A 24,790-nucleotide genomic window follows, 5' to 3' on the forward strand; every position below is an offset into this window, starting at 1 on the left:
TGGGCTGCGACCTAGGTCGGCGCGCATTTTTGCCGCCCGCGCGGAATCGAGGTGCTGCCGGCGTGGGCCGTCACTGCGTGATGTAGAGGAAGCCGATGCACATCTCGTCGTCGGTGCCTTCGCCCCAGTTGAGATCGCGCGGAGCACGGCCGTCGGGCTGGTGCGCCGCGCTGTTGTCCCAGTGGCACTCGATGGAGAGGCTGTCGTTCATCTGCACCCGCGTCGGGGTCTTCAGGGCGTACGAGCCCTGCCAGTGGAAGTCCCAGCGAGGAATGTCCAGGAGGCACTCGTGGCTCCCTCCGGCGCGCTGGATCTCGAGGCGGTTGTGGGTGCCGCGAAGGTGCTGGTGCGTGGCGGCGCCGTAGACGGTGAACGGGCCGGCGGGGATGGCGCCGCTCGTAATCAAGCCGAGATAGGAACCCGGCGCGAATGTGAATGCGTGACTGACGTCCGGCTGCCCAGCGGGAACGTTCATCGTGTGCGAGCTCAGCCAGGATGGATCCGCCCAAGGGAGAACGAAGGCCTGCCGCTGCACGGCATCGTCGAGCTTGAGCTGGAGCGAAGTCTGGTCGGAGGCTCCGTCCCTCGGCCGGTTGTAGTGGACCTGCAGGATGATCTTCGAGCCGGGATCGATGGGCACCCCGGTGCCCGCCGGAAAGTCGCCGCCGCGGCTCCCCGGGACCCAGCCGCCGAGCGTCGGCACGACACCGCCAGGGCCGCCGAAGCACGTGTATCCGGGCAAAGGGTCCGCATCGTCGAGCGCCTGGAACTGCGAGACCTGGCCGGGAGGAGCGACAAAGACCAGCACGTGATGGACGATGGCAGCGTTTCCCGGCTTCGCGACGAAGCCGGTGACGTAGCGTCTTGCGGATTCCGGCCAGTCGAGCAGGAAGCAACGGTACTCGTCGGGAACCTGCACCGGCGTGTACGGCGCCGCGACTCTCAGGTCGCGGTCGACGCGCGACAGGCCACCGGGCGGTGGGGAGGAGACGGGTGTCGCATCGGCCGGATTGCCCTCCGGCGCTCCGTGGTCGAGCCAGGTGAGGAGCGTGGTGCGGTCCTTCTCGGAGAGGGAGCGATCGTCGTCGTACTCCGTGCACCCCGGCGCCGGTGGCCAGGGCGGCATCCGGCGGGACGTGACCTGCTCGCGAATGAGCTGCTGCCGGCCGAAGAGATCGGCATAGGACTCGAACGGAAAAGGCGCGATGGACCCGGTGCTGTGACAGCCGCTGCAACTCTGCGTGACGATGGGGCGGACGTCGCGGTGCCAGGTGGGCACCCGGTCGGCGTTGGAACCGCAGCCGCAGATGACGATGGCGCAGATGACCGCGGACGCCCGCATGCCGAGGAGCATAGTTTGATCTGCAGGGCGAAGTCGCGCTATTTGGGGCGTCTGGAATCAGACGACCTCCGCAGGTAGCCGAGGCCAGCCATGACGCTGGATCGCAGGCAATTCCTGAAATCGTCGCTGTCCGGTGCCGCCGCCTTCGCCTGCTGGGTGAAGGTTCCGACTCTCGCGCATGCCAAGGGGAGGGCGGACCTCATCCGCATGACGGAACGGCCGCCCAACTACGAGTCGGTGCGCTCGACGTTCACCACGCGGATCACCCCGGTCGAGCGGTTCTACCTGCGCAACCACTTCGACCTGCCGAAGATCGACGTCGCGAAGTGGCGCCTGAAAGTGCACGGCCTGTTGGAGAAGGAGCTGTCGCTTTCCCTGGCCGATCTGCAGCGCATGCCCCAGGTCACCGTGGAGGCGGTGCTGCAATGCGCGGGGAACGGTCGCGCGCTGTTCACGCCGCATGTGCCGGGCGTCCAGTGGCGGTACGGAGCCATGGGCAACGCGGAGTGGACGGGAGTCCGCTTCAAGGATGTGCTCGCCTTCGGCGGGCTCAAGAAGGACGCCGCTTTCATCCAGCTTCAAGGTGCGGAGCGCCCGACCATGAACACGACGCCGGCATTCATCCGTGCCATCCCCGTGGAGAAGGCGCTTCATCCGGACACGCTCCTGGCACTGAAGATGAACGGCAAGCCGCTGGCGCCGACCCGAGGACAGCCGATCCGTCTTGTGGTGCCGGGCTGGGTCGGCGACGACTGGGTGCGGGCGCTGGTCGACATCGAGGTGCGCGCCGACGAGCCGAAGGCCTTCTACTACGACACGGCCTATCGATTTCCGGCAACGCCGGGCGCTCCGGGTGCCCCCATTCCCGCCGACCAGATGAAGCCGATGACGAAGCTCAACGTGAAGTCGCTGCTCGGATCCCTGAGCGACGGCGATCGGCTCGCGCCGGGCGTCCATCAGCTTGCCGGAGTGGCCTTCTCCGGCGAGGCGGGGATAGAGCGGGTCGAGCTGAGCTTCGACGGCAGCAAGACCTGGACCGCGGCGAAGCTCGACGGTCCGGCCAGCGCGTACGGTTTTCGGGTCTTCCGTCATGCCTGGAAGACGGAGCCCGGCAGCTACGAAGTCGCGTGTCGTGCGACGGACAACGCCGGCGCCACGCAGCCGGAGACGCCAGTGTGGAACCCGTCCGGCTATCTGTACAATGCGATCGAGCGGCTGAAAGTGGAGGTGCGAGCATGATCCGCATCCTCATCGCAGCCGGCCTCTCGCTCGGCGGCGCCGCATGGGTCATCGCATCCGCAGCGGCGGCGGACGACAAGGCGACGGCGGCGCTCCTCGATGGCCAACTTCCCGACGACCCGGCGCGTCCGCTGGTGCAGGGAAAGTGCCTGCTCTGTCACTCCGCCGAGTACGTCACCTCGCAGCGGTTGACGGAGGGGCAGTGGCAGAAGACGGTGGACAAGATGCGCAAGTTCGGGTCGCCCGCGACCGACGAGGAGGCGAAGGCGATGACCGCTTACTTCGCGCGCTACTGGACGCCCGACTTGCCGCCGCTGCGTGTCGTGCGAGCGCCAGCCCCACCGGGATCGGTTCCCGGCAAGTGATCTGGACGTTGCCGCTCGTGGTGCTCGCCGTGACGTCGCCCGCGCGGGCAGCCAGGCCGCCGAAGCGGTCGCCGGTGCTGCTCGAGATGGGGAAGCGCACCTACGGCATCTACTGCGTCGCTTGCCACGGCGAGACCGGCGCGGGAGATGGGTCGGCGGCGGCGAAGCTGGACCCGAGGCCGCGGAACTTCAGCACGGAGCCGTTCAAGCAAGGTTCCAGCGTGCGGCAGATCTTCGACACGCTGGGAAAGGGAGTCCCGGGGACGGCGATGGTGAAGTTCACCAATCTGTCCGAGGAAGAGCGGTGGGCGCTGGCGTGGTACGTGCGCGAGCTCAAGGACGGCAAGCCGGAGCGGTGATCCCGTCAAGGGAGGTCGTACACGTCTTTCGATACGCGGCAGATCTGTCCGGACAGCGTTCCCTCGAATCCGGTTGGCGTGCTCGTACCCTGTGCGAAGAGCGTACCGTCGTGATCCGCAAATGAGCCGGTGCCTTCCACCGTCTGCTCGATCTCGAAGAAGGTGCCGTCGAGCGTGTTGAGCACACCGCTGTCCTGAATGGTCAAGGTACCGTCGGGCGTGGTGATGACCAGCTCCCCACCGTAGAGCAGGAGCTCTGGCGAGTCGCCCGGGCCGAGTGAAAGCACGCTGAACTGCGTCGTCCCTGCCAGCGGCCCGGAGGGAATCGTTCCTTCGGTGCAGAGCCCGAACGGGCTCGTGCAGCCTTCGATGAAAAACGTCGTCACGATCGGGGCCCGGATGCTCACGCACTCGCCATCCGCACCGTTTGCAGGCGCGTCGACGCTGGTGGCGATGTCGTCGGCGCGCGCGGCCACTGGGACCAGACCGACTGTCACTACGGAGATCGCCGCGGCCGCGACGAGTCTGCATCGCATGAATCCACCCCCTCGAGACCGCCGCAATACTACGGTCTCGCCCTGAAGGGCAATGCCTTTTTTCAGCGCTGCTGTAACGCGCTCCGGCAAACGGGAGGTCGTCCGGGCGCCGTCGCCGCGGGCCGTCTCGCACGATGATCAGACGAGCGCAGTGGGAAGTCAGCCCCCGACCGCGCGGTCGGCGGGCAGTCTCCCGTAAGCTGCGCACGTTCCGATGCAATGAATACGTTCCAGTCCGTGGTTTTTGGCAGCCTGGGCCGAGAGTCGCCGTTCGACGACAGCGTGCGCACCACTCTTGCGGCGGACGTCATCGTCGCAAACGCGCCCGACCCCGTGTTCGTCTGCGATCTGCGCGGGAAGATCCTCGAGGCGAACGCGGCGGTCTCGCAGCTCCTCGGCCTTCGCCGCGACGAGGTTCTCGAGCAATCGGTTTCGCGCTTCCTCAGCCCGCCCGAGGCCCAGGAATTCGTCGCCGCCGTCCGGGAGGTGGTGGACCGCGGCGTGACGCGGAATCTCCGCCTCAACCCCGGCAGCGCTTCGGGCGAAGTGATCCCGACGGCGTTGAACGCCTCCGCGCTCCGCGACGGCGAAGGACACGCCATCGGCGTCATCGGGATCCTCCGCGACATGCGGGAGCTGGACAAGGCCCGCGCGTACGCCGAGAGCCTGATCAAGAATGCCCCGGACCCGGTCTTCGTCAGCGATCTGCGCGGGAAGATCCTTCAAGCGAACGACGCCGTCTTCGATCTTCTTGGGTTCCGTCCCGATGAGGTGATCGAGCAGTCGTTGTCGCGCATCATCTCCGCCGAGGAGACACGCGAGTTCATCGCCGCGCTGCGCGAGGTGGTGGAGCGCGGCGTCACCCGCAACGTGCGGCTGAATCCTCGCAGCGCCTCGGGCGAGGTCATTCCGACCACCCTCAACGCTTCCGCCCTGCGGGATCCCGACGGGATGCTCATCGGGGCCATCGGGATCCTGCGCGACATGCGCGCCTACGAACGGGTCGTGCACGACCTGGAACAGTCGCGCCGCGAGCTGCGGGAGGCGGACAAGGCCAAGGACCATTTCCTGGCGATGGTCTCGCACGAGCTGCGCACGCCGCTGACGGCGATGCTCGGATGGGCGCGCCTGCTGCGCGTCGGATTCCGGGATGCGGTCCGCGCCGCTCGCGGGCTCGAGGTGATCGAGCGGAACACGAAGCTTCTCGCGCAGCTCATCGAGGACCTCCTCGACGTCTCCCGCATCGTCACGGGCAAGCTGCGGATCGATCGCCGGCAGGTCGACCCGGTGGCCATCATCGAGGCCGCCATCGAGGCCGTCCAGGGCGTGGCGGATGCGAAGGAGATTCAGCTGGACGCCTCCCTCGATCCGGACGCAGGTCCGCTCCTCGCCGATCCCGATCGGCTGCAGCAGGTCGTCTGGAACCTGCTCTCGAATGCGATCAAGTTCAGCCCGGCGCACGGACGCGTCGCCATCCGCCTGGAGCGCTCCGGGTCACTCGCGCGCATCACGGTTTCCGACCACGGCGCCGGGATCAAGCAGGAGCTGCTCCCCCATATCTTCGATCGATTCCGGCAGGGCGAACGTTCGACCGGGGGGCTCGGGCTCGGATTGGCCATCGTGCGCCACATCGTCGAGCTACACGGTGGCGCCGTGCGGGCGCAGAGTCCGGGCGAGCGTCAGGGCGCGACGTTCACCGTCGAGCTGCCGACGCTGAACGAAACCGGAACCGTCGCCGCCGCGGCGCCACATCCCGGCGAGGGGTCGGCGCGGACGCGGCTGGCGCCCCTGCGAGGGGCGAGGCTGCTGGTGGTGGACGACGATGACGATGCCCGGGAGCTCCTGAGCATCATCCTGCAGGAGGCCGGAGCCGAGGTGAGCACCGCTGCGTCCGCCAACGAGGCGCTCGAAGCATTCGAGCGCGAGCGACCCGATGTCCTGGTCAGCGACATCGGGATGCCGGACGGAGACGGCTACAGCTTGATCCGCAGGGTACGATCTCTGGAAGGGCAGAGCGGCGCGAAGGTCCCTGCCGTGGCGCTGACGGCGTTTGCGCGCGCGGAGGATCGGGGGGAGGCGCTCGGATCGGGGTTCCAGGCGCACCTGCCGAAGCCAATCGAGCCCGGCGAGCTCACGGCGTTGATCGCAGAGCTGATCGCGTAGGTTCGCCCCGGCCAAGCCCTTGGCCCACGAAACGCTCCGCGCGCTCGGCCTGGTCGCGTCCAAGGCGACCTGAATCTCTTGCCGCAGATCGAGCAGCGCCTCCGCCTCGAGCGGTAAAATAGAAATACGATACCGTCAGCAGGACGAAGAAGATCAGCGGATCGAGGACGAACAGGATGCTGATTCTCGCGTCACCTCTGGAAAAGTGCGCAATCGCGGCGGAGAGCAGGGTGATCCCGAAACCAAAATAGGCGAATTCTTTGATCTTCGCCGGCACCCCCGGGATCAGAAGCGCCGAGACGCCCAGTATCTTGGCGATCGTCAGTTCCACCTTGAAGTAATTGGGCAGGCCCAGATGAACGAAGCCTCCTTCAGGGAACGGGAAGTGGTCGAACACGGTGAAGTTGAGGATGCTGAAGACCATCACGGCGCAGACAATCCCCGTCGTCGTCCAATAAACGATCCTGTCTCTCTTCGTCATGGCTGGTTTCCTCGTCAGTCAGCGATTCCGATGGTTCGTTGATGCTTCCTGAGCGCCGCTCTGATCAACGGACTGAACAGGTTCCGCATGAAGAACCCGTCGCCCGGGTCGCGCTTCGGCGGGTTCGGGCGGCCCGGGGACGGAACGGTCCCGATGGGCGCGGCGCTGACCACGATGATGCGGCGTACGCCGGTTGCCTTCATCGCTTCGACGATCGACCGCGTGCCCTGCCACGCGATCCCGGCCTCCGAAGCGGACCGTGGCCCGAGGCCGGAGAGCACTGCGTCGGCTCCTTTGACCGCGGACTCGAGCGCCGTGGGGTCCGGAGCCGCCAGGTCCGAGGTTACGGCGCGTACTGCCCGGGGCAGCTTCGCCGGATTCCGTACGACTGCCGTGACCTCGTGCCCCGCTCCGACGGCCTGCTCGAGGACTTGCCGACCGATTCCTCCGGTCGCTGCGAAGATCGTGAGCCTCATCCCTCGCTCCCTGGCTGGTTCATGATATCCTCCGTACATCAGAAGGTACGGTACAAGTAACGTATGGGTTCCATATCGTCAACCGATTCGGACCGCCGGCGCCTGACCGCCTCGATCAAGCAGTCGCTGCGGGCGCTGAGCATCCAGCTGTCGCTGCTCAACCATCAGGTGGGCGCACATGCCGGACTCAACGACGTCGATCTCGACTGCCTCGACCTCGTCGCGCGCCATGGTCCGCTCAGCCCGAGCGCCCTCGCACAGCGCGCCGCGCTGCACCCCGCAACCATGACCGGCATCCTGGACAGGCTGGAGCGCGGCGGCTGGGTCGTCCGGGAACGCGATCCTTCCGACCGCCGCGCTGTCGTCGTCCGGGCGCTGCGCGACCGGAACGCCGAGCTCGTGCGGCTCTACGCGGGGATGAATTCCTCGATGAACGAGATCTGCGCTGGATATGACGACGCCGAGCTGGAGGTGCTCGCCGACTTTCTCCGCCGCACCGTAGACGCTGGGCGAGAGGCCACCGAGAAGCTGGCCGGGGACTGAATGGTGGAAGTCTCGAACCCCGACCGGATCGTCTTCCCGGAGATCGGCCGGAGCAAGGCCGACGTCGTCGCGTACTACGAGCAGATCGCACCGCGCGCGCTTCCGCACGTCTCCGGTCGTCCTCTCTCCATTCGCCGCTACCCGAGGGGGCTCGCCGGTCCCGGGTTCTTCCAGAAGAACGTCCCGCCTCATTACCCGCAGTCGATCGAGCGCTTTCCCGTGCCGCGCAGCCCCGCGGCGTCAAAGAAGCATCCGGGCAAGGGTGGCAAGAACCAGGACGTCACCGTCTATCCCATCCTGCGGCAACCCGAAGACCTCGCCTATCTTGCGAACCAGGGAGCGATCGAGCTCCACGTGCCGACGTCGCGTGCCGCCGATCTCTTCCACCCCGATCGCCTCGTCATCGATCTCGATCCGCCGCCGGGCCAATTCGCTCGCGTCCGGCGCGCCGCCTACGTCGTCCGCGATGCGCTCGCCGAGCACGGCCTCGCCAGCGTGCCGATCGCCACGGGCTCCAAGGGCTATCACGTCGTATCGCCGATCCACCCGTCGGCTTCGAGCGATACGATTGCCATCACGCTGCAGAAATTCGCCGTGCTGCTCGCCGCCAGGCACGGAGAAGATCTCACCGTCGTGTTTCGCGTCGCCTTGCGAGGCGAGCGCGTCTTCGTCGACTGGTTGAGGAACAACCCCATGGCCACCGTGATCGCGCCGTATTCGCTCCGTGCACGGCCGCGCGCCCCGGTGGCGACGCCGCTCAGCTGGACCGAGATGGAGCAGACCGATCCGGACGCGTTCGGGATCGGCGACGTCGATCGCCTCCTCGATCGGCCCGATCCGCTCGCCGAGCTCGCCGCCGCTCCGAGCGACACCGAGCGCTTCCTCGTCGCCGTCGATGCGGCGTTCGAGGCGTCAGGCCTCGTCTTCGAGACGTTCGATCGTTTCCGCTCCTAGCCGCGCGACCGGCAGCATCCCACGCAAGCGGTCGGCATCGAACCCCGAATCCGAGGAGGAACGATGGTGAAGACCCCTGCGTATGCTGCTGCTTCCAAGACGAGTCGGCTGGCGCCATTCATCATCGAGCGCCGCGAGCCTGGGCCGAACGACGTGCTCATCGAGATCCTCTTCTGCGGGATCTGCCATTCCGACATCCACCAGGTGCGCGACGAGTGGACCGGCGCTCTCTTTCCGATGGTTCCCGGGCACGAGATCGTTGGCCGGGTCAAGCAGGTCGGCAAGCAAGTCACCAAGTTCGAGGTGGGCGACACCGCTGGCGTCGGATGTTTCGTCGACTCCTGCCGGGAGTGCGATCCCTGCCGCCGTGGGCTCGAGCAGTTCTGCGAGAAGGGCGCGGCCTTCACCTACAACGGCACGGAGATGGACCGAACCACGCCCACGTACGGCGGTTACTCGTCGCAGATCGTCGTGGCGGATCGATACGCACTGAAGGTCCCGGCTGGCCTCGATCCGGCACGCGCAGCGCCGCTCCTCTGCGCCGGCATCACCACGTATTCGCCGCTGCGCCAATGGAACTGCAAGAAGGGAGACCGCGTGGGTGTGGTGGGCCTCGGTGGTCTGGGCCACATGGCGGTCAAGCTCGCCGCCTCGATGGGGGCCGAGGTGACGATGCTGAGCACGTCGCGATCGAAGGAAGCCGATGCGCGCCGCCTCGGGGCCCAGGCGTTCGAATCCACTCGGGACGAGGCCACCTTTCAGAAACTGGCCCGCCGTTTCGACCTTCTGATCGACACCATCTCGGCCCCGCACGACTACAACCGGTATCTGGGAATGCTGCGCCCCCAAGGTGCGATGGTGGTGGTCGGCGTTCCGCCCGAGCCGACTCCCGTGGCCGCGATGTCGCTGATCCGGGGAAACAGGCGGTTGGCTGGGTCCGCCATCGGGGGCATTCCCGAGACGCAGGAGATGCTCGATTACTGCGCACGCCACGAAATCGGCGCCGACGTGGAGATCATCCCCATCCAGAAGGTGAACGAAGCGTACGAGCGGATGATCCGCAACGACGTGCGCTATCGGTTCGTCATCGATCTCGCCAGCCTCAATTAGAGCCCGGGACGCCCGAATCAGGGTGTGACCGCGCCGAGGGCCTCGCGCTCGGCTGCGCGAGTCTCCCCCAGGCCGACGCGAAGCCGATTGCGCCCGTCCGGGAGCGGCAAGGTGAACGTCACGGTGCGGTCGGAGTCGAGTCGTGCCGTGGAGCTCGAGGTGTCGCGCGAGTCGAGCAGCGCGAAGTGCGACTGGTGCGCGCACGGTTCCTTCGTGTCCTTGCGCGTCGCGAACGCCGCTCTCGCGTGGAGCCGCTTTCGGGGCTCCTGTTCGATCCAGAGTCTCTCTACTGCGCCGCGCTCGAGCCTGGCGCACCCGCTCGCGGTCGAAATCCTTGCCGACGCGACCTCGACGCGTCCCGCAAGCGCGTACCCGACCCGACGGACCTCGCGGCGCCCCAGGTCAATGCGCCATGACTCCAGCGGGCGGGTCGGGCTCGCCAGGTCGAGCCGGACCACATCGACGCCTTCCGGCAGCTCGAAGTTGTACAGAATGTCGCGCCAGCCCTCCCGGGGGGTCTCACCCATCGTCCCCGACGAATGGAGAGCACGGCGGCCGTCCGCAAACGCGGTCACCTCGAGGGGCAGCCAGTCGCAGGCGACCTCCTGTGAATGCAGCACGAGCTTCAATTGCATCGCCTTGAGGCCGGGCCAGGTCCGGACGCGGGCGAGCTCGATGCCCGCGCGCTGGTAGCAGGAGGGCAACCCCGGGTCGAGCTCGCGCAACTTGGCTCCGCTCAGGAGCCGGCCCATGGAGACGTCGCGGTGGTCCGATTTGGGAGGAGGCGGAGGTGGCGCGGGCTTGGACGGTTCAGTCAGCTCGCGCTCGAACGCCTCGAGCTGCGCACGCTGGACGCGCTCGGCGTTTGCACCTGGACTTGCCGTCAGCGCGTTCATCGTCTTCTGCATCGCGATCCAGGGGAGGAGCCTCGGCCGGATGGGACGAGACCCGGGCGCCGGTGCCTCGAGGGCGAGCAGCGCCTCGACGGCAGAGGCGGGGCGAGAGGCGCGTTTTCGCGCGGTCAACCGACCGAGGAATGCGCGAAAGGCCGGCGAGACGTTCAGATGATCGAGCCGAAGCTCCAGGTCCGGTCCGAGGATGTCCTCGGGCGCCTTGCGGCCGACCAGATGGACGAGGGTGGCTCCCAGTGCGTACAGGTCCGCAGTAGCATCGACGGTGCCGCCGAGTTGCTCGGGCGGCATGTATCCAAAAGTGCCGACCAAGGTTGCGCCATGGGTCACGCCCTCCACAGCGCGAGCGGCGCCGAAGTCGACCAGCGCGAGCGTGCCGTCGGGACGGCGGAGGATGTTCGCAGGCTTGACGTCGCGGTGCACGATGCCGCGCTCGTGCAGGTAGCGCAGGATGGTCAGGAGCTGCCGCGCGATGACGCGCGCTTCGGCCTCGTCGATGCCGATTCGGCTGGAGAGGGGTCCGCCGTCGACCAGCTCCTGCGCGAGATAGAGGCGCAGGGATGGACCATCGCCTTCGCGAAAGGAGTCGATCAGGCGCGGGATCTGTGGGTGCGAGACCGACCGCAGGAGCCGCGCTTCGCGCTCGAATGCGTCGAGCTGCTGGGCCGTCGGGACGAGAGCGAAGACCATCTCCTTGAGCGCGACCATCCCGGTGGGTCCTTCGGCGCGGTAGGTCCTGCCGTGCGGAGACTGCGCCAGCATGGACAACACGCGGAACGCTCCGGCACGCGCGGCAGCACCGCACCCGCCGCAGCGATTTCCGGTCAGTGGAGCAGAGCACGATGGACAGGACGCGGCGTCCATTCAACGATCATGACACCGGGGCTCATTGGCACCAGTTTATGGCCGATGAGCGCCCACCCAACAGGCATGAGCAGGCTCGAAGAATTCGCTCCGGCGTACGAGTTCAACGAGGTTCATCGCATCCGCATCCGCGCGCCGAGGATTCGGATCTACCGGTCCTTCAAGGAAGTGACCGCCGGCGAAATCACGCTGTTTCGCACGCTGACCTGGATCCGGCGCTTCGGGAGAGCAGGTCCCGAGGGCATCCTCAACGCTCCCAGTCATGAGCCGCTCCTCGACGTCGCCACGCGGACCGGATTCTTGCTGCTGGCGGAGGACCCCGAACGCGAGATCGTCGTCGGAACCGTCGTGATCGCTCCACGCGGGGTGAAGAAACCGTCGACGCCGGAGCAGTTCAAGGAGCTCGTTGCTCCCGGCGTCGCGAAAGCGGTGATGAACTTCCAAATCGACGATGCAGGCGACGGCGCGTGGCTGGTTTCGACCGAGACGCGCGTGCACGCCACCGACGCATCAGCGCGGCGCCGCTTTGCCAGGTACTGGACCGTCATCCGTCCCGGGAGCGGTTTCATCCGGAGGATGTGGCTGCGCGCGATCAAGCGCCGTGCCGTTCAATTGATCGCCGTCACGTAACCGCCGTTGACGCGCAAGTTGGCGCCGTGTCAGCTCGCCAGGATGACGTGGGCGATCTGCCAGACGTTGCCGAACGGGTCGCGCACCATCGCTCGGCGGTCGCCGTAAGGGGTATCGAGCGGCTCCTCGAGGGAGACCGCGCCGGCCGAGAGCGCGCGCTCATACACTGCGTCGGCGTCGTCGACGTACACATAGAGAAACGCCGGGAACCGCTCGCGGGCGCCGGCGGGTGTCACCATGATGAGAGAGTCGCCAATGCGGATCTCCGCGGGGCGGTCGCCTTGGTGCTCGCCCTTGGCGTCGAATACGGTGCGGAGGAACGCGATGAGCGCCTCCGCGTCCGCAACGACGAGACGAGGAGTTACCGAGTGAAAGCCTTTGCGCGGGTTCTTCTGCACGGGGTCAGCCTGCCTCTTCTTCCGGCCGCCTGAGCGGAGTGTATGACGGCGACCTGGGCTGGAGGCAATCATGGCCGATGCGCTGCACAACCCGGAGCTGCTCTACGCGCCGCACCCGGGAGACTAGGTGGGCGTCACGTCGACTCCATCTGGCCGCTCTGCTTGATCTCCCGACGGGCGCGGCACGGGCTGGTACCCGCGGCTCGCGTACTGACAAGTGGTTCGTTCAACCGATCCAGCACATCATTCCACCGGGAAATTCATCCTGGTGAGCAGGGCGTGATAGCGCTGATCGTCGCGCAGACCGCGTAGCAATGGGTCGTACTTGACGTAACTCAAGCCGGGATCGTGCACGTCATATGCGCGGTCTAGCCATTCGAATGCGGGGTCCCCGTCTGCGGCCTTCACCAGCTGGGCAGTGACGCGCACGCGGTTCCCGGATCTCCGCACACTCCCTTCGAGCACGGCGCTTACGCCAAGTTTCTCGTCGCGTCGGGCAGGTGCAAGGCATGGCTGATCGGCTCGACAATCTGAAGCACGGCGAATGCTGCGATTCCGTAAGCAACGAGCGCGCGAAATACGCGCCGGCGCTTCAACTCCTCGACCACGGGCAGCTGCACATCGGCCTCCACCTGCAGGATGGAAGCTACCACACCGATAGACCGATGATTTCGGGCGCGTCGCGGAGTCCATGGCTTCAGAAAGGAGCCACAGATGGCCGATCGCAAGCTGCTTCCTGGAAAATTCGTCTGGTTCGAGCTCGTCGAAGGATGCCAAGAAGGCCCAGGCGTTCTACGGCGAGGTGCTGGGGATGGAAGGTCCAGCCGTTCCCGATGGGCGACTCCACCTATGAGATGATCTACGCCGCTTCAGGAGCAACGAGGGTGATCCCCCCCGACGCGCTGGCGCCCCGCGGTGGCTGGTGCTGGAATGAGCTGCACACCAGCGATCCGAAGAAAGCGCTCGCGTTCTACGAGAAGGTCTTCGGGTTCGCGCACCGCTCTCTGGTCGGGCCGGACGTCACGTACCACATCATCTCGCAGGGCGGCGTCGACCGCGGCGGAGTGACGGATGTGGGCGGCGAGCGGCCGAACTGGCTGCCTTATGTCGCCCTCGACGACGCCGACGCGACGCTCGCCCGCGCGAGGAAGCTCGGCGGAACAATCTGCGCGGGTCCCGAGGACATCCCGAACGTCGGCCGACGTTCGGCGTTCTGCAGGATCCCACCGGCGCGGCGATCGCGATCCTCAAGCCGTTCCCAATGCAGAAGCAGCGCCAACCAGCCCGCCACAGAGGCACTCGGTTCTCGAGGTGGCGCGCGATTGGAAGCGCAGAACGCGCGGTTACCGGTTAAGATCGGTTCGACGTCCGTCTTGCTTCTTCGGCTTGCGCTGAAACGGCGGCCGCCATGGAGGAGCCATGCGACGGATCATCACGATCGTAGACTTGAAGACGGGCGCGGTCTCGGCGCGGGCGAGCGACACGCGCACGCTGGATCTCCCTGTGGACTTCGATCTCGAGTCTGCGGTGGCCGCGCTCGATGCGCGGTCGCATGTGCGCTATCGCTCGACGCGGGGCAAGGACATCAGCATCCTCGTGCATCCACGTCCGCTGTCCTGGCGCGTGCGCGGGGAGGAGTGTCTCATCGCGGACGACGGAGCGGCGTCCGCCTACTCGCTCTGCGCCGTCGAGCCGACTGCCGACTGAGCGCCCGGACGTAAACCGGTTCGCGTCCAAATGCCGCAGCGCGGCGTGCAGTGACCATCGCGTGACATGCGACATGCGGAATGGAAGGAGCCAAGGAGGCTCTGCATGCTCTACGTGTTCTTCTTCGGACATTGGCTGGCCAGCGTGTTCTTTCAGAGCCTGTTCCAGCACCGGTACGCCGCACACCGGATGTACACGATGAAGCCCCGGACCGAACGCGGGCTCCATCTGCTCACCTACCTGGTCCAGGGCCCGTCGTATCTATCGCCGCGCGGGTACGCGATCCTGCACCGGCAGCATCATGCCTTTTCCGATACCGAGCGCGACCCTCACTCACCCCGGTTATTCCGCAACGCCCTGGAGATGATGCTTCACACCAAGGGCCGCTATGACGCCTATGCCTACCGGCGCGAAGAGCCCGAGCCGCGGTTTGCAGGCGGATACCCGGAGTGGAAGCTGATCGACGAGACGCTCGGACAGTCGTGGTTGATGCGCGTCGCCTGGGGCGCGCTGTACGCCGTCCCGTACTTCTTCCTCGCGACGCATTGGTGGCAGTGGACCTTGTTGCCCGTGCAGTGGGTGCTGGGTCCCATCCACGGGGCGATCGTCAACTGGTGCGGTCACAGGTACGGCTACCGCAGCTTCGACAACGGCGACGGCTCGCGCAACACGCTGCCGCTCGACGTCGTGACCATGGGCGAGCTCTTCCAGAACAATCACCACAAGTACCCGATGAGCCCGAACTTCGCGGCGAGGTGGTTCGAGATCGACCCGACCTGGCAGGTCATGAAGCTCCTCGCCTGGGCGGGGGTGATCGAGATCGCGACGCCGCAGAAGGCCATCTATCCGGCACCCGCACCAACAGCGTCCTTCCAGGCTACGAGAATCTCGGCGGCATGACGAGACAGCACCGGATCACGATCGAGCCCAACCCGAAGCGTGTGCGCGTCGTCTTCAACGGGCGCGTCGTCGCCGACACGACGCGGGCGCTCACGCTCAGGGAGGCGACCCTGCCGCCGGTCCAATACGTCCCGCGCGACGACGCCGACATGTCGCTGCTGGAGCGGACCGACCACAGGACTCACTGCCCTTTCAAGAGCGACGCTTCCTACTTCACGATCCGGGCGGACGGGCGCGTGGCGGAGAACGCCGTCTGGACCTACGAGGAACCGTATCCAGGCGTCGCGGCGATCAAGGATCACCTCGCCTTCTACCCGGACCGCGTCGACCGCATCGAGGAGCTGTGAAGAAGCTCCACTCCCGCTTCGATCGGCGTATGTTGCCCGTCGGGATGCAGGAGGTGCCACATGGCGACGTACGTGACGCTGCTGAAGTACACGGATCAGGGGATCAAGGCGATCAAGGAGGGCCCTAGCCGGCTCGAGAAGGCCAGGCAAGCCTTGAAGTCGATGGGCGGCGAAGTGAGGTCGTTCCATCTCGTGCAGGGCCGGTACGATGCAATCGCGTTCGTCGAGGCGCCGAACGACGAGGTGGTGGCGAAGTTCGCGCTCGCCGTCGGCTCTCAAGGCAACGTGCGCAGCGAGACGATGCGGGCGTTCAACGAGGAGGAGTACCGCAGGATCGTCTCCGGGCTGCCGTGAGGAGATCGACGCAGGGACCTTGCTTTTGACGAAGCGAGATCATGCACAGCCGGCGCCGTGGAAGCCTTCGCTGAATCCCGGCGTCGATCTGCGCAGCCTGCCGCTCACGCCGGAAGAGGGTTTCATCGCGTCCCGGCTCGATGGACTGACGGACCTTCATGGAATCTCGGTCGGCACGGGTCTGTCGCCGGAGCGCGTCGAGGAGGCGCTCGAGAGACTCGTGACGCTCGGTGCGGTGTCGCCGCCCGAGGTCCCCGACGAGGACGAGCCTGTGGCAGCGGACGAGCCGGCCGGCGTCCACCGCGAGGTCTACCAATCATCCCTGCGCCAACTTCCTCCAGAAGAACGCGCCACGCGGGCGAAGCTCGCGGACGAGCCTGAGTTGTCGGCGCTCTGCTTCGATCCGCTGCCGGCCGTCATCCACGCGTTGATCGACAACCCGCGCTTCGGTCTGCCGCAGGCGCGGCTCGTGGCGAGCCATCACCGGACCCCGGCAGGTCTCGAAGCCCTCGCTGCGCGCGCCGCCATCGCCGCGGACGCGGGCGTGCGCCGGGCCCTCCTGCGCAATCCACAGCTCTCGATCGCCTTGCTGCGCCGCCTCCACGGCGGCCGGCGACTCCTCGAGCAGCACAAGCTGGTCGTGTCGCGCGACGTGCCCGAGCAGACCCGGCGGGCTGCGCGAGAGCTCCTGCGCGCGCGGTTTTCGACGGCTGAAGGCGAGGAGCGCGTCGAGGTGATCGTCAAGACCGAGGGCCGCTGCCTCACATCGCTTGCCGGTTTGCCCGTCGACGGCAAGACCGCGGCGCTCCTCTGCGGCCGCATATACAGCTCGACACTGCTGGTGCAGAACATCTCCCGCTGGGCGGCGTGTCCGCCTGCGCTGATTTCACATTTGCTGAAGCAGGAGCTCGTCCGCCGCTCGCCGGCGTTGAAGCTCGCTCTGCAACGGCACCCGAACGCGCCCGCCGACTCGCGCCGCTAAGGCTTATCGCTTTGGCGCAGCCCGACCGGCGGCTGCGTCATTCTTCTTGCCGCCGAGAATCCCGCTGACCTCTCCCTGGAGCGCTTTGCCGGGATCCTTCGCCAGCGCCGCCGGGTCCGCCGCTACCTTGGAAAGCCGGTTGCCCAACTCGCCCGGGATGGCGGCGGCAATCTGCTTCTGCGCTTCGGCCCCAAGCTTTCCGGCGACCTGCCCGACGTTCAGGGCGAGGAGCGCCTTCAGCTCGGGTGGAAGCGAACCGGACTCCGCCGCTTTTGCGGCGAGCGCCGTGATCACCACCATCGTCACGTCCTTGATCGCCGCCCCGTTCTGCGAGCCCCGGCCGCTTCCGACGTTCTTCATCGCGAGCGACGGCACCGCCACATTGATCTCCTGCCGCACGCCGGGCAGACCGGGGTGGATCACCACCTGCGCGTCCTGCACCTGGAGGTCGTCGATGATGAGCTTCACCGGTTTTTCCGACGAGCTCTCGTGCGCCGGCAGCCGATCCATTGCCGTCTTGAAGTTCAGCGCCCCGTTGTGCTGCTCGATGACCAGCCTGGGCTGACGGAGGGTCAGCGATTGCACACGGATGGGATCCTTGCGCAGCTCCCCGTATCTGACTGCCAGATCGACGTCGCCCATCTCGAACATCTGCGCTGCGGAGAAGCCCGACGGCGAGGCGATGCCGAGCCGGTCCAGGTTGAGCTTGCCGCCCAGGATCGACAGATGCGCGCGGTTCAGCGTCGTGGTCAGCTTGAGGGAGGTGGTGCTCTGCTTCTCGACGGTGCTCTTGATCATTCCGTCGATGGCGAGGTACCCGATCACTCCGGCAACGATCAGAAGCGAGACGAGGACGGTGCGCCGCACTGGTTTCATCGGATTCTCCGGCATCTCAGTATGCGCACGGACCCGCCCAGCGCCACGCGACGTGCGCCGCTTGCCTGCTCGGCGAACGGCCCTCACGCCTCGCGCGTGAAGAGGATCAGCTCCCAGCGTTGCGACTCATGGTCATGACGCAGGATGTACTGCGCGCCGTCGTCGCCTCGAACCTTGAAGTACCGATGGTCCGGGCCGAACCATCGATCGATGACTTCCGTCACCTCGACGCGGCGCTCGCCGAGCGTGAAGTGGCGCGGCGTCTCTTCGCCGCGGTAGCCTGAGTAACATTCGACCCGCAGGTCCATCGGCTCACCCAGGCATCCAACCGTTCATACCAGCATCCCACGTCGCATGGCCCGGCACCCCAGCGAACGCACAGTCATCTTTCTCATCGGCGCCGTCCAGTTCGTCAACATCCTCGACTTCATGATGGTGCTGCCGCTGGGACCGTTCTTCGCCGGACCGCTGGGCATTCCTGCGTCGCGAATCGGCGTCATCGGCGGGAGCTACACCGCCGCGGCGGCGATCTCGGGCATCGCCTGCTCGTTCTTCCTCGATCGATTCGATCGCAGAAAGGCCCTCGGCGTCGCGGTCGCCGGACTCGTCATGGCCACCGCGCTCGGCGGTTTCTCGGTGGGGTTCGGGAGCATCGTCTTCGCCCGCATTCTGGCCGGTTTTTTCGGCGGGCCGGCGACCTCGCTGTCGCTCTCGATCGTCGCCGACGTCATCCCGGCGGAGCGCCGCGGCAAGGCGCTCGGCGCCGTGATGGGGTCCTTCTCCGTCGCGGCCGTGCTCGGCGTCCCCGTCGGCCTCGAGCTGGCGCGCTGGGGCGGGTGGCGGCTGCCGTTCTTTTCCGTCGCGGGACTGGGCCTCGTTCTCCTGCCCATCGCAATCGCGTTGCTGCCGCCCCTGAGAGGTCACCTCGCCATCGGGGACAGCGCACGCCGCACCGGGTTTCTCGGCCTGCTCTCGCGCCGGACCGTGCAGCTCTCGATCGTCGCGACGATGGTGGTGATGTCGTCGGCGTTCCTCGTCATCCCTGTCATCACGCCATACCTGGTCTTCAACCTGCGCTTCCCGGCCAGGGACCTGAAGTGGATCTACATGATCGGAGGCGCGCTCTCGTTCGTGGTCCTGCGGATCATCGGCGCCCTTGTCGATCGGTACGGGTCTACCCGGCTGGCGACCCTCGGCACCGCCATGTTCCTGCTCGTCTCCTGGCTGTCGTTCGTCAGCTACGACGTGAGAGTCCCCATCACCCCGCTGTTCGTCCTCTTCATGGTGGGGATGAACTTCCGCATGGCGCCATACCAGACCCTGATCAGCAAGGTGCCCGTGCCCCAGGAGCGGGCGAGCTTCATGTCGCTGATGAGCGCGATCCAGCACCTCTCGACGTCGGCCGGAGCGGTGTTCTCGAGCGTCGTGCTCTCCACCGGAGAGGACGGTACGCTCGTGGGGATGCCGGCGCTGGGGATCCTCGCGATGGCCGTCGCTGCGCTCGTGCCGCCCCTCTTCTGGCTGGTGGAGCGCCGGGTGGCGCGTGCCGCGCCGATGCCGACGGCGCCGGTCGTGGTGGAAGCGAGCTCGACGGGCTGACGCCGGCACAGTCGACCCGTGGTGGGGTTGACGGTCGAACCCCGACAGGACTAAAACGCGAATTATTCTCCGTTTGCTCCTGGGGAACGGAGACGGGTTCACGCGGGCGATTGCACCACTCGGAGCGCGCCATGCCCACACGACGTTCGCGGTCGATGCTTTTCGCTGGAAGCATCTCGCCAGCCTTCGTTCTCACGACTCTGCTCTCGCTCCCGGCGGCGGCGTACGAGTCGGTGCAGGTGACCGAAGGCGGCACGATCAACGGGAAGGTCGTCTACCAGGGTGACATCGCAACCCGGAAGATCATTCCGACCAAGGATCCCGAGACCTGCGGGGGCATCCGCGAGGAGCCGTTGATCGTCGTAGGGGGCGGCAAAGGCGTCCAGAGCGCGGTCGTGTACCTGAAGGACATCCAGAAAGGGAAGGGGCTCGCGAAGCCGCCCAAGAACCCGGAGATCAACAACCTCAACTGCCAGTTCGACCCGCACGTACAGGCGATTCCGGTGGGATCGATCGTCGTCGTCAACTCAGACCCCGTCATGCACAACACGCATGGCTTCCTCGGCAAGCAGACGGTCTTCAACCAGGCGATGCCGACCAAGGGGATGCGGATCGAGAAACCGATCCGGAAGGCGGGGATGATGCGGATCGAGTGCGACGTGCACGGCTGGATGCTCGCCTGGGTGTATGCAGCCGAGCACCCGTACCACGCCGTGACAGGGAAGGACGGCAGCTTTTCCATCCCGGACGTGCCGCCGGGCTCGTACACACTCGTCGCCTGGCAGGAGGCGGCGGACGTGACCGAAGTGCCGGTGACGGTGAAGCCGAAGGAAGCCACGCAGCAGACCATCGAGCTGAAGAACGCGACGGAGCAGAATATCGAGCTGAAGAGGAAGTGAGGCTGTCGAGCTCGGTGCCCGTGCCCGCAAGGCGTGGGGAGGGAAGACCATGGACGAGAATCAGCGAGAGAGGATCGAGCTGCACAAGACGCTACAAGGCACGGGCGAGCGACCGGGCGGATCGCTGCGGATCACGCGCCGGACTTTCCTCCACAAGTCGCTGCTCACGGGTGCCGCCGGAGCGGCCACCTACGGGTGGTTCCCGCTCATCGGCACGCTCGATTTTACGCTGGCCCAAGCGGGAGGACAGGCGACATCGTTCAAGTTCGCCTGGATCTCGGACAACCACCTCTACCCGAAGGAGGTCAACCAACGCTTCGTGGACAAGGCGGTGCGAGCCGTGAAGGAGGTCCAGGCCATGAATCCGCCCGCGGACTTCCTCATCCACGGAGGTGACCTCGCCCAGCTCGGCGATCCTGTCGAGCTCGACCTCGGAAACGAGATCCTGAAGGAGGTGAAGATCAAGAAGGTCTTCATCCCCGGCGAGCACGACTGGTACCTCGACCTGGGCCAGAAGTGGACCAACCTGTTCGGCCAGCCCAACTGGACGTTCGATCACAAGGGCGTGCGGTTCGTCGGGCTCGACACGGTGAGCAGGGGCCCGGACTACTGGACGGCGAAGAAGATGAGCCCCAAGGAGCGCATGGGGCACATGGCGACGCTCGACGGCAGCGTCGCCGGGGCCTGGGCTGGCGTGGGGCGGGACCAGCTCCAGTGGCTGAACCAGACGCTCTCCAGCTGGGACAAGAGCAAGCCAATCGTGATCTTCAGCCACAACCCGCTCTATGAGTACTACCCGCCGTGGAACTTCTGGGTCCGCGACTGGCGGGAGGTCCACGAGGTGCTCAGGCCCTACGCGAACGTGACCAACGTCCATGGCCACACGCACCAGGTGCTCTACAACGAGCTCGGCAAGATGCGGTCCATCGGAATGCTCGCCACCTCCTGGACCTGGCCCTACGCGCCCGAGGGCGTCCCGGCGCTCACCAAGTGCAAGGTCCGCGTGGACCCCGGCGACCACTTCGACGGCGTTGGCTGGGGGCGGCTCACGCTGACCGCCGCGAACAGGGTCGAGAACGAATACATGATGTGGCGGAAGGACATCTTCGCCGATGCCGCCGTCGACTCGGGGTGCGGGGACAACGGCAACCAGATCGTTCACCCCCGCATCGCGGACCAGGAATGGCCCTACTACGGCGCGTACAAGTAGCCCACGCGAGAGGAGACGGCCATGAAGAAAATGATCCGAAACGGTCTCGTCGCGGCGGGCATCCTCGTCGGCTCGCTCCTGATCGTCACGTCTGCTCGTGCTCACAAGGCCAAGCACACTCCCCAGCAGCTCAAGGCATTCGAGGAAGTGTTCATGGAACAGGTGCGCGTCGGGGACCTGCTCTTCCACGGAGACGACGGCGCGCAGAAGAAGCTGAACGTGAGGCTCAGCAGGACGGGGACGGCATGCGCCATGTGCCATCCATTCGCGACCGATACGCACCCCTACGAGTTCCCGAAGTTTCAGGAGCAGGTCGGGCAGTTCGCCACCCTGCGCGACATGATCAACTGGTGCATCGAGAAGCCCGCCGAGGGAGAGAAGCTGGATACGGACTCGGCCGCGATGAAGGCGCTCGAGGCGTACATCTACTGGTCGAACCGCGGCTCCAAACTGGATCCTGGCAGGCACTGAACGGCCAACGATGGCTCGCCAGCCCATCTTTCGCGCGCGCGTTCTTTCCAGGCGAGACGTCCTCGGGCTCGCCTCGGTCGCCGGCCTCTGCATCGGCGGGGCGCGGGCGGCATCGTCCGGGAGGCGCTTGCTCGGCGGGGACCCGGCGCTCCTCTCACCGCTCGAGCGCGAGCACCTTCCCTTGCTTCGCATCCCGGCGAAAACCCGCAACGCGCACAAGGTCCCGATCGTCGTCGAGATGTCGCATCCCATGACGGCCGACCATCACGTGACGAAGGTGGAAGTGGTGAACGACAGGGAACCGGTCCCCTCGATGGGGACGTTCCGGTTCACGCCCGCCAACGGTGTCGTCTACGTCGGCTTCCAGGCCCGCATGGACGACGGGGACTCCGAGGTGACCGTCACGGCAGAGTGCAACCGCCATGGCGCGTGGGCGATCCGCCGGCGCATCACCATCGCGGAGGATCCCGAGGGCTGCTCCGCTACCGCCCCTCCGCGCGCACGCACGGCCGGAAATGACATCCACCCGCCGGAGATCCGTATCCCCGAACTGGTCGAGCGCGGCCGGATCCGCCGCGGCGAGGTCATCCACCCGCAGCTCAAGATCCGGCACCCGAACCGCACCGGGACGTCCGAGCCGCTCCACCTCAAAGACCTCGAGGTGTGGTTCGCCGGACAGCGCGTCAGCCGGTTCGAGCTCACCCCGGCGCTGAGCGACGACCCGTTCATCAGCTTCGCGCTGCTCGCCAGCCGCGAGGGGGTTCTCGGGGTCCGCCTGGCGAACAACCGCGGCCAGCGGTGAGTGTAGGAGGTGGCGACGATGCGCAATCTCGCCGTGATCCTGGGAGCACTCGGGCTGGTGTGCGGCGCTCTCGCCGACGAGCCCGGTTCGCCTGCAGGCGCTCCACCGGGCGGTGCCGATGCCCGCAAGCACCTCGCGGACTTCTTCCTGCGCACCAAGGGAATGACCCGCGTCGTCTCTGCCTCCGAGGTATCCGAGGGCATCCGGACGGGGAAGAGCAAGTATCGCGTGGTTGATGTCCGGCCCCCTGACGAATACGAAAAGGGCCACGTGCCCGGGGCGATGAACATCCCGCTCGACGTTCTCTTCCGCCCGGCGAGCCTGGAGAAGCTGCCCGCGGCCGGGGATCCGATCCTCCTCGTCTGCCCGTCCGGGCACATGGAGTCGATGGCGCTGGGCGGGCTCGCCGCGCTCGGCTACGAGCCCTACGTCCTGCGCTTCGGAATGATCGGCTGGAATGCCGAGACCAAAGTGAAAGTGGCAGGCGCGCCGGGTCAGGCGCCCGAGGTGGTCCACGGCCTCGGCGGACCGATCGAGAGGTAGGCAAGATCGAAGAAGGAGCCGCGTGCGATGTCCCCCGATGCGCTGCACTCACCCGCGGTTCACCAGCAAGGCGGCATCGCGCACCACGCGCTCCACCGAGCCGGCGTCTTCCGGGTCATAGCGCGCCCGGATTCGCCCTTGACTGTCCACGAGCACCAGATCCGTTCCTCGGGAAACGGCGTCGCGGACGGTATCGACCGGTCCGGTGAGGAAGGTCCACATCCGGGGACTGGCGCGATGCTCACGCGCGTAGGCAGCGAGCCGGGAGGGATCGTCGAACCCGGGATCGACGGTGATCGACACGAGGTGGAAGGCAGGCTCGAGGTTCCGCGTGCGGGCCTGGATCCGCGCCATCTGCCGGGTGATGACGGGGCAGACGGTCTGACACCGCGTAAAAATGAAGCTCGCCAGCCAGACGCGCCCGATGAGGTCCTTGGAGCCGAACCGGCCGCCGTTCGCCGCAGTGAGCTCGAAAGGCGGGACGGTCCCGAGGACGGGCAGCCTGGGAGGCACCGGCGTACGGAGAGCCCAGGAGATCGGCCACGCGGCGATGAGCGCGATGAGCACGACCCAGGTGAGCGGGCGCCCGACCGCAGCGCCTACCCATGCCTGGATGCGATCGCGAAACCCGGATCGGGCGGCGGTTGGCATTGCACCCATCGCTTTCGAAACCGACGATCAGATACCGGAAGCCTCGAGGGCAGGGAAGTCGGAGGTGAGGCTTGAGCAGCACGGTCGCCCACGAGCACGGGCACCCGACGGCGGCGTGGCCGCCGGATGCCCAATACGGCACCGCGACACCCGGGAAGATCGGGATGTGGATCTTCCTCATCTCCGATGCCTTTTCTTTTGGCGGCCTGCTCATCGCCGAAGGCATCCTCTACGCGGGCCACCGCCCGTGGCGGCAGGCCGGGGAGCCGGAGCTCGGGATCCTGTTCACCGCGGCGCTGACCTTCATCCTCGTCTGCACGAGCCTGACGAACGTCCTCGGCTGGGCGGCGGCCGCCGACCGGAAGCGCAGACAGGCAGCCATCCTGCTCGGTCTGACGGCGTTCGGCGGCGCCCTTTTCCTCGTCGGTCAGTTCCAGGAGTGGTTCGGGATCTGGGCGCCCGGGCTCCTGCGCGAGGGGCTGGTCTTCGGCCAGTCGCCTCGGGCGAGCACGTTCTACGTCATCACCGGCTACCACGGTCTCCACGTCCTGATCGGCGTCGCCTACATCCTCGCGATCCTCGTCGGGTACCTTCGCGGCCGCGTCAATGAACGTCAGATCGAGCTTCTCGGTTTGTACTGGTGCTTCGTCGACTTCGTCTGGGTGTTCGTGTTCTCGTTCGTCTATCTCCTCCCTTCGTTGAGCGGCGCATGACCGAAAAGGAGATCCTCCAGCCCGAGGTTTCCTCGGTGACCCACGTTCCGGAGGCGAGGCAGCGGACCCCGTACCTCGCCGCGTTCGGCGTGCTCGTCGCGCTCACGCTGGTGGAGATCGGTGTGGTGCGGAGCGCGGGGATCCCTCACCGGGCGGCAATCGTCGCGCTGATCGCGATTGCCTTGGCGAAGGCCGCGCTCATCGCGCTCTTCTACATGCACCTGCGCTACGAGACCCGGATCCTGAAAGTCACGGTGCTCGGCCCGCTCATTGCGCCAGCGGTCTATGGGCTGCTCTTGATGCTCGATTCCGCCGCGAGGCACATGCCATGACCCTCGCCCTTCTTTTCGCCATCGCAAGCGTCC

30 protein-coding genes are annotated in these 24,790 nt (G+C 66.6%); 21 read left to right on the forward strand and 9 right to left on the reverse strand.

From position 1 onward, the window contains the following. Positions 1-70: 70 nt before the first annotated feature. Entirely contained in the window at positions 71-1,354 is a 1,284-nt protein-coding gene (locus E6J58_09325; GenBank protein TMB38429.1) for a hypothetical protein, read from the reverse strand. A gap of 78 nt (positions 1,355-1,432) precedes the next feature. Here E6J58_09325 and E6J58_09330 point away from each other — a divergent pair, with 78 nt between their 5' ends. The 3 genes from E6J58_09330 to E6J58_09340 all read left to right on the forward strand — a co-directional run bounded on the left by E6J58_09330 (position 1,433) and on the right by E6J58_09340 (position 3,305). Next, positions 1,433-2,581 carry a sulfite oxidase gene (locus tag E6J58_09330; protein ID TMB38430.1) on the forward strand — a complete coding sequence of 383 codons (1,149 nt, stop codon included), beginning with the start codon at positions 1,433-1,435 and terminating at the stop codon, positions 2,579-2,581. Further along, positions 2,578-2,946: a hypothetical protein gene (locus tag E6J58_09335; protein TMB38431.1), complete on the forward strand. Its 369-nt coding sequence runs from the start codon at positions 2,578-2,580 to the stop codon at positions 2,944-2,946. The genes E6J58_09330 and E6J58_09335 overlap by 4 nt, the downstream gene beginning before the upstream one ends. An 86-nt stretch (positions 2,947-3,032) precedes the next feature. Beyond that, positions 3,033-3,305, forward strand: coding sequence for a cytochrome c (locus E6J58_09340; GenBank protein ID TMB38483.1), 273 nt, complete (start codon positions 3,033-3,035; stop codon positions 3,303-3,305). A 5-nt stretch (positions 3,306-3,310) separates the two neighbouring features. On the opposite strand, the gene E6J58_09345 is transcribed toward E6J58_09340, so the two are convergent. Further along, positions 3,311-3,841 carry a hypothetical protein gene (locus E6J58_09345; protein TMB38432.1) on the reverse strand — a complete coding sequence of 177 codons (531 nt, stop codon included), beginning with the start codon at positions 3,839-3,841 and terminating at the stop codon, positions 3,311-3,313. 219 nt (positions 3,842-4,060) lie between these two features. Here E6J58_09345 and E6J58_09350 point away from each other — a divergent pair, with 219 nt between their 5' ends. Continuing rightward, positions 4,061-6,004 carry a PAS domain-containing protein gene (locus E6J58_09350; GenBank protein TMB38433.1) on the forward strand — a complete coding sequence of 648 codons (1,944 nt, stop codon included), beginning with the start codon at positions 4,061-4,063 and terminating at the stop codon, positions 6,002-6,004. Here E6J58_09350 and E6J58_09355 read toward each other — a convergent pair. Then, positions 5,973-6,485, reverse strand: coding sequence for a DoxX family protein (locus tag E6J58_09355; GenBank protein ID TMB38434.1), 513 nt, complete (start codon positions 6,483-6,485; stop codon positions 5,973-5,975). The genes E6J58_09350 and E6J58_09355 overlap by 32 nt on opposite strands. A gap of 14 nt (positions 6,486-6,499) precedes the next feature. Further along, on the reverse strand, positions 6,500-6,961 hold the full coding sequence (locus E6J58_09360) for an NAD-dependent epimerase/dehydratase family protein (protein TMB38435.1): 462 nt from the start codon (positions 6,959-6,961) through the stop codon (positions 6,500-6,502). Between the two features lie 63 nt (positions 6,962-7,024). On the opposite strand from E6J58_09360, the gene E6J58_09365 reads away from it, so the two are divergent. From E6J58_09365 to E6J58_09375, 3 genes are all read left to right on the forward strand, one after another. After that, positions 7,025-7,504: a MarR family transcriptional regulator gene (locus tag E6J58_09365; GenBank protein ID TMB38436.1), complete on the forward strand. Its 480-nt coding sequence runs from the start codon at positions 7,025-7,027 to the stop codon at positions 7,502-7,504. Continuing rightward, positions 7,505-8,458 (forward strand): ATP-dependent DNA ligase, encoded by a 954-nt coding sequence (locus E6J58_09370; GenBank protein ID TMB38437.1) that lies wholly within the window; start codon positions 7,505-7,507, stop codon positions 8,456-8,458. A gap of 63 nt (positions 8,459-8,521) precedes the next feature. Further along, the gene (locus E6J58_09375) at positions 8,522-9,568 is read left to right on the forward strand and encodes an NAD(P)-dependent alcohol dehydrogenase (protein TMB38438.1); all 1,047 of its coding nucleotides are present in this window, start codon (positions 8,522-8,524) and stop codon (positions 9,566-9,568) included. A gap of 17 nt (positions 9,569-9,585) precedes the next feature. On the opposite strand, the gene E6J58_09380 is transcribed toward E6J58_09375, so the two are convergent. Further along, on the reverse strand, positions 9,586-11,343 hold the full coding sequence (locus E6J58_09380) for a serine/threonine protein kinase (GenBank protein TMB38439.1): 1,758 nt from the start codon (positions 11,341-11,343) through the stop codon (positions 9,586-9,588). A 66-nt stretch (positions 11,344-11,409) separates the two neighbouring features. Here E6J58_09380 and E6J58_09385 point away from each other — a divergent pair, with 66 nt between their 5' ends. Next, positions 11,410-11,973 (forward strand): hypothetical protein, encoded by a 564-nt coding sequence (locus E6J58_09385; protein ID TMB38440.1) that lies wholly within the window; start codon positions 11,410-11,412, stop codon positions 11,971-11,973. Between the two features lie 29 nt (positions 11,974-12,002). On the opposite strand, the gene E6J58_09390 is transcribed toward E6J58_09385, so the two are convergent. Next, positions 12,003-12,443, reverse strand: coding sequence for a VOC family protein (locus E6J58_09390; GenBank protein ID TMB38441.1), 441 nt, complete (start codon positions 12,441-12,443; stop codon positions 12,003-12,005). Between the two features lie 437 nt (positions 12,444-12,880). Between E6J58_09390 and E6J58_09395 the strand changes: the two genes are divergently transcribed. The 5 genes from E6J58_09395 (at position 12,881) to E6J58_09415 (ending at position 16,661) form a co-directional block, all read left to right on the forward strand. After that, complete coding sequence (locus E6J58_09395) at positions 12,881-14,092, forward strand: VOC family protein (protein TMB38484.1); 1,212 nt, start codon at positions 12,881-12,883, stop codon at positions 14,090-14,092. A gap of 91 nt (positions 14,093-14,183) precedes the next feature. Beyond that, positions 14,184-14,978, forward strand: a complete 795-nt coding sequence (locus E6J58_09400) for an acyl-CoA desaturase (GenBank protein ID TMB38442.1) — start codon at positions 14,184-14,186, stop codon at positions 14,976-14,978. Further along, positions 14,975-15,325 carry a DUF427 domain-containing protein gene (locus E6J58_09405; protein TMB38443.1) on the forward strand — a complete coding sequence of 117 codons (351 nt, stop codon included), beginning with the start codon at positions 14,975-14,977 and terminating at the stop codon, positions 15,323-15,325. The genes E6J58_09400 and E6J58_09405 overlap by 4 nt, the downstream gene beginning before the upstream one ends. A gap of 60 nt (positions 15,326-15,385) precedes the next feature. Then, the gene (locus tag E6J58_09410) at positions 15,386-15,679 is read left to right on the forward strand and encodes a GYD domain-containing protein (protein ID TMB38444.1); all 294 of its coding nucleotides are present in this window, start codon (positions 15,386-15,388) and stop codon (positions 15,677-15,679) included. 70 nt (positions 15,680-15,749) lie between these two features. Then, the gene (locus E6J58_09415) at positions 15,750-16,661 is read left to right on the forward strand and encodes a hypothetical protein (GenBank protein ID TMB38485.1); all 912 of its coding nucleotides are present in this window, start codon (positions 15,750-15,752) and stop codon (positions 16,659-16,661) included. Positions 16,662-16,664: 3 nt separating this feature from the next. Here the strand turns inward: E6J58_09415 and E6J58_09420 are convergent, their stop codons facing one another. Together E6J58_09420 and E6J58_09425 are read right to left on the reverse strand one after the other, a co-directional pair. After that, positions 16,665-17,537 (reverse strand): hypothetical protein, encoded by an 873-nt coding sequence (locus E6J58_09420; GenBank protein ID TMB38445.1) that lies wholly within the window; start codon positions 17,535-17,537, stop codon positions 16,665-16,667. 83 nt (positions 17,538-17,620) lie between these two features. Beyond that, positions 17,621-17,845 (reverse strand): hypothetical protein, encoded by a 225-nt coding sequence (locus tag E6J58_09425; protein ID TMB38446.1) that lies wholly within the window; start codon positions 17,843-17,845, stop codon positions 17,621-17,623. A 46-nt stretch (positions 17,846-17,891) separates the two neighbouring features. Here E6J58_09425 and E6J58_09430 point away from each other — a divergent pair, with 46 nt between their 5' ends. The 6 genes from E6J58_09430 (at position 17,892) to E6J58_09455 (ending at position 23,061) form a co-directional block, all read left to right on the forward strand. Beyond that, a complete protein-coding gene (locus tag E6J58_09430) occupies positions 17,892-19,136 on the forward strand; it encodes an MFS transporter (protein TMB38447.1) in 1,245 nt (414 codons plus the stop codon). A 155-nt stretch (positions 19,137-19,291) separates the two neighbouring features. Then, complete coding sequence (locus tag E6J58_09435) at positions 19,292-20,035, forward strand: DUF2012 domain-containing protein (GenBank protein TMB38448.1); 744 nt, start codon at positions 19,292-19,294, stop codon at positions 20,033-20,035. Between the two features lie 49 nt (positions 20,036-20,084). Then, positions 20,085-21,245, forward strand: coding sequence for a metallophosphoesterase (locus E6J58_09440; protein ID TMB38449.1), 1,161 nt, complete (start codon positions 20,085-20,087; stop codon positions 21,243-21,245). A 21-nt stretch (positions 21,246-21,266) separates the two neighbouring features. Then, entirely contained in the window at positions 21,267-21,716 is a 450-nt protein-coding gene (locus tag E6J58_09445; GenBank protein ID TMB38450.1) for a hypothetical protein, read from the forward strand. Between the two features lie 10 nt (positions 21,717-21,726). Beyond that, positions 21,727-22,518 carry a hypothetical protein gene (locus E6J58_09450; GenBank protein TMB38451.1) on the forward strand — a complete coding sequence of 264 codons (792 nt, stop codon included), beginning with the start codon at positions 21,727-21,729 and terminating at the stop codon, positions 22,516-22,518. A gap of 18 nt (positions 22,519-22,536) precedes the next feature. Further along, a complete protein-coding gene (locus E6J58_09455; protein ID TMB38452.1) occupies positions 22,537-23,061 on the forward strand; it encodes a rhodanese-like domain-containing protein in 525 nt (174 codons plus the stop codon). 48 nt (positions 23,062-23,109) lie between these two features. On the opposite strand, the gene E6J58_09460 is transcribed toward E6J58_09455, so the two are convergent. After that, a complete protein-coding gene (locus tag E6J58_09460) occupies positions 23,110-23,712 on the reverse strand; it encodes an SCO family protein (GenBank protein ID TMB38453.1) in 603 nt (200 codons plus the stop codon). Between the two features lie 71 nt (positions 23,713-23,783). On the opposite strand from E6J58_09460, the gene E6J58_09465 reads away from it, so the two are divergent. Together E6J58_09465 and E6J58_09470 are read left to right on the forward strand one after the other, a co-directional pair. After that, positions 23,784-24,425, forward strand: a complete 642-nt coding sequence (locus tag E6J58_09465; GenBank protein TMB38454.1) for a hypothetical protein — start codon at positions 23,784-23,786, stop codon at positions 24,423-24,425. Beyond that, positions 24,422-24,757: a hypothetical protein gene (locus tag E6J58_09470; protein ID TMB38455.1), complete on the forward strand. Its 336-nt coding sequence runs from the start codon at positions 24,422-24,424 to the stop codon at positions 24,755-24,757. Before E6J58_09465 ends, E6J58_09470 begins: the two co-directional genes overlap by 4 nt. The last annotated feature ends 33 nt before the right edge of the window (positions 24,758-24,790 follow it).

It is taken from the genome of Deltaproteobacteria bacterium (genome assembly GCA_005879535.1).
Classification (GTDB): domain Bacteria; phylum Myxococcota; class Myxococcia; order Myxococcales; family 40CM-4-68-19; genus 40CM-4-68-19.

Excerpts from the sequence above, each read along its gene's own strand:
- E6J58_09360 (TMB38435.1), bottom strand. The coding sequence starts at position 6,961 with ATGAGGCTCACGATCTTCGCAGCGACCGGAGGAATCGGTCGGCAAGTC.
- E6J58_09425 (TMB38446.1), bottom strand. The coding sequence starts at position 17,845 with ATGGACCTGCGGGTCGAATGTTACTCAGGCTACCGCGGCGAAGAGACG.
- E6J58_09400 (TMB38442.1), top strand. The coding sequence starts at position 14,184 with ATGCTCTACGTGTTCTTCTTCGGACATTGGCTGGCCAGCGTGTTCTTT.
- E6J58_09340 (TMB38483.1), top strand. The coding sequence starts at position 3,033 with ATGGGGAAGCGCACCTACGGCATCTACTGCGTCGCTTGCCACGGCGAG.
- E6J58_09435 (TMB38448.1), top strand. The coding sequence starts at position 19,292 with ATGCTTTTCGCTGGAAGCATCTCGCCAGCCTTCGTTCTCACGACTCTG.
- E6J58_09345 (TMB38432.1), bottom strand. The coding sequence starts at position 3,841 with ATGCGATGCAGACTCGTCGCGGCCGCGGCGATCTCCGTAGTGACAGTC.
- E6J58_09380 (TMB38439.1), bottom strand. The coding sequence starts at position 11,343 with ATGGACGCCGCGTCCTGTCCATCGTGCTCTGCTCCACTGACCGGAAAT.
- E6J58_09430 (TMB38447.1), top strand. The coding sequence starts at position 17,892 with ATGGCCCGGCACCCCAGCGAACGCACAGTCATCTTTCTCATCGGCGCC.
- E6J58_09450 (TMB38451.1), top strand. The coding sequence starts at position 21,727 with ATGGCTCGCCAGCCCATCTTTCGCGCGCGCGTTCTTTCCAGGCGAGAC.
- E6J58_09440 (TMB38449.1), top strand. The coding sequence starts at position 20,085 with ATGGACGAGAATCAGCGAGAGAGGATCGAGCTGCACAAGACGCTACAA.
- E6J58_09355 (TMB38434.1), bottom strand. The coding sequence starts at position 6,485 with ATGACGAAGAGAGACAGGATCGTTTATTGGACGACGACGGGGATTGTC.
- E6J58_09335 (TMB38431.1), top strand. The coding sequence starts at position 2,578 with ATGATCCGCATCCTCATCGCAGCCGGCCTCTCGCTCGGCGGCGCCGCA.
- E6J58_09330 (TMB38430.1), top strand. The coding sequence starts at position 1,433 with ATGACGCTGGATCGCAGGCAATTCCTGAAATCGTCGCTGTCCGGTGCC.
- E6J58_09370 (TMB38437.1), top strand. The coding sequence starts at position 7,505 with ATGGTGGAAGTCTCGAACCCCGACCGGATCGTCTTCCCGGAGATCGGC.
- E6J58_09445 (TMB38450.1), top strand. The coding sequence starts at position 21,267 with ATGAAGAAAATGATCCGAAACGGTCTCGTCGCGGCGGGCATCCTCGTC.
- E6J58_09395 (TMB38484.1), top strand. The coding sequence starts at position 12,881 with ATGGCTGATCGGCTCGACAATCTGAAGCACGGCGAATGCTGCGATTCC.
- E6J58_09455 (TMB38452.1), top strand. The coding sequence starts at position 22,537 with ATGCGCAATCTCGCCGTGATCCTGGGAGCACTCGGGCTGGTGTGCGGC.
- E6J58_09390 (TMB38441.1), bottom strand. The coding sequence starts at position 12,443 with ATGATTGCCTCCAGCCCAGGTCGCCGTCATACACTCCGCTCAGGCGGC.
- E6J58_09325 (TMB38429.1), bottom strand. The coding sequence starts at position 1,354 with ATGCTCCTCGGCATGCGGGCGTCCGCGGTCATCTGCGCCATCGTCATC.
- E6J58_09385 (TMB38440.1), top strand. The coding sequence starts at position 11,410 with ATGAGCAGGCTCGAAGAATTCGCTCCGGCGTACGAGTTCAACGAGGTT.
- E6J58_09375 (TMB38438.1), top strand. The coding sequence starts at position 8,522 with ATGGTGAAGACCCCTGCGTATGCTGCTGCTTCCAAGACGAGTCGGCTG.
- E6J58_09410 (TMB38444.1), top strand. The coding sequence starts at position 15,386 with ATGGCGACGTACGTGACGCTGCTGAAGTACACGGATCAGGGGATCAAG.
- E6J58_09405 (TMB38443.1), top strand. The coding sequence starts at position 14,975 with ATGACGAGACAGCACCGGATCACGATCGAGCCCAACCCGAAGCGTGTG.
- E6J58_09350 (TMB38433.1), top strand. The coding sequence starts at position 4,061 with ATGAATACGTTCCAGTCCGTGGTTTTTGGCAGCCTGGGCCGAGAGTCG.
- E6J58_09470 (TMB38455.1), top strand. The coding sequence starts at position 24,422 with ATGACCGAAAAGGAGATCCTCCAGCCCGAGGTTTCCTCGGTGACCCAC.
- E6J58_09365 (TMB38436.1), top strand. The coding sequence starts at position 7,025 with ATGGGTTCCATATCGTCAACCGATTCGGACCGCCGGCGCCTGACCGCC.
- E6J58_09460 (TMB38453.1), bottom strand. The coding sequence starts at position 23,712 with ATGCCAACCGCCGCCCGATCCGGGTTTCGCGATCGCATCCAGGCATGG.
- E6J58_09420 (TMB38445.1), bottom strand. The coding sequence starts at position 17,537 with ATGAAACCAGTGCGGCGCACCGTCCTCGTCTCGCTTCTGATCGTTGCC.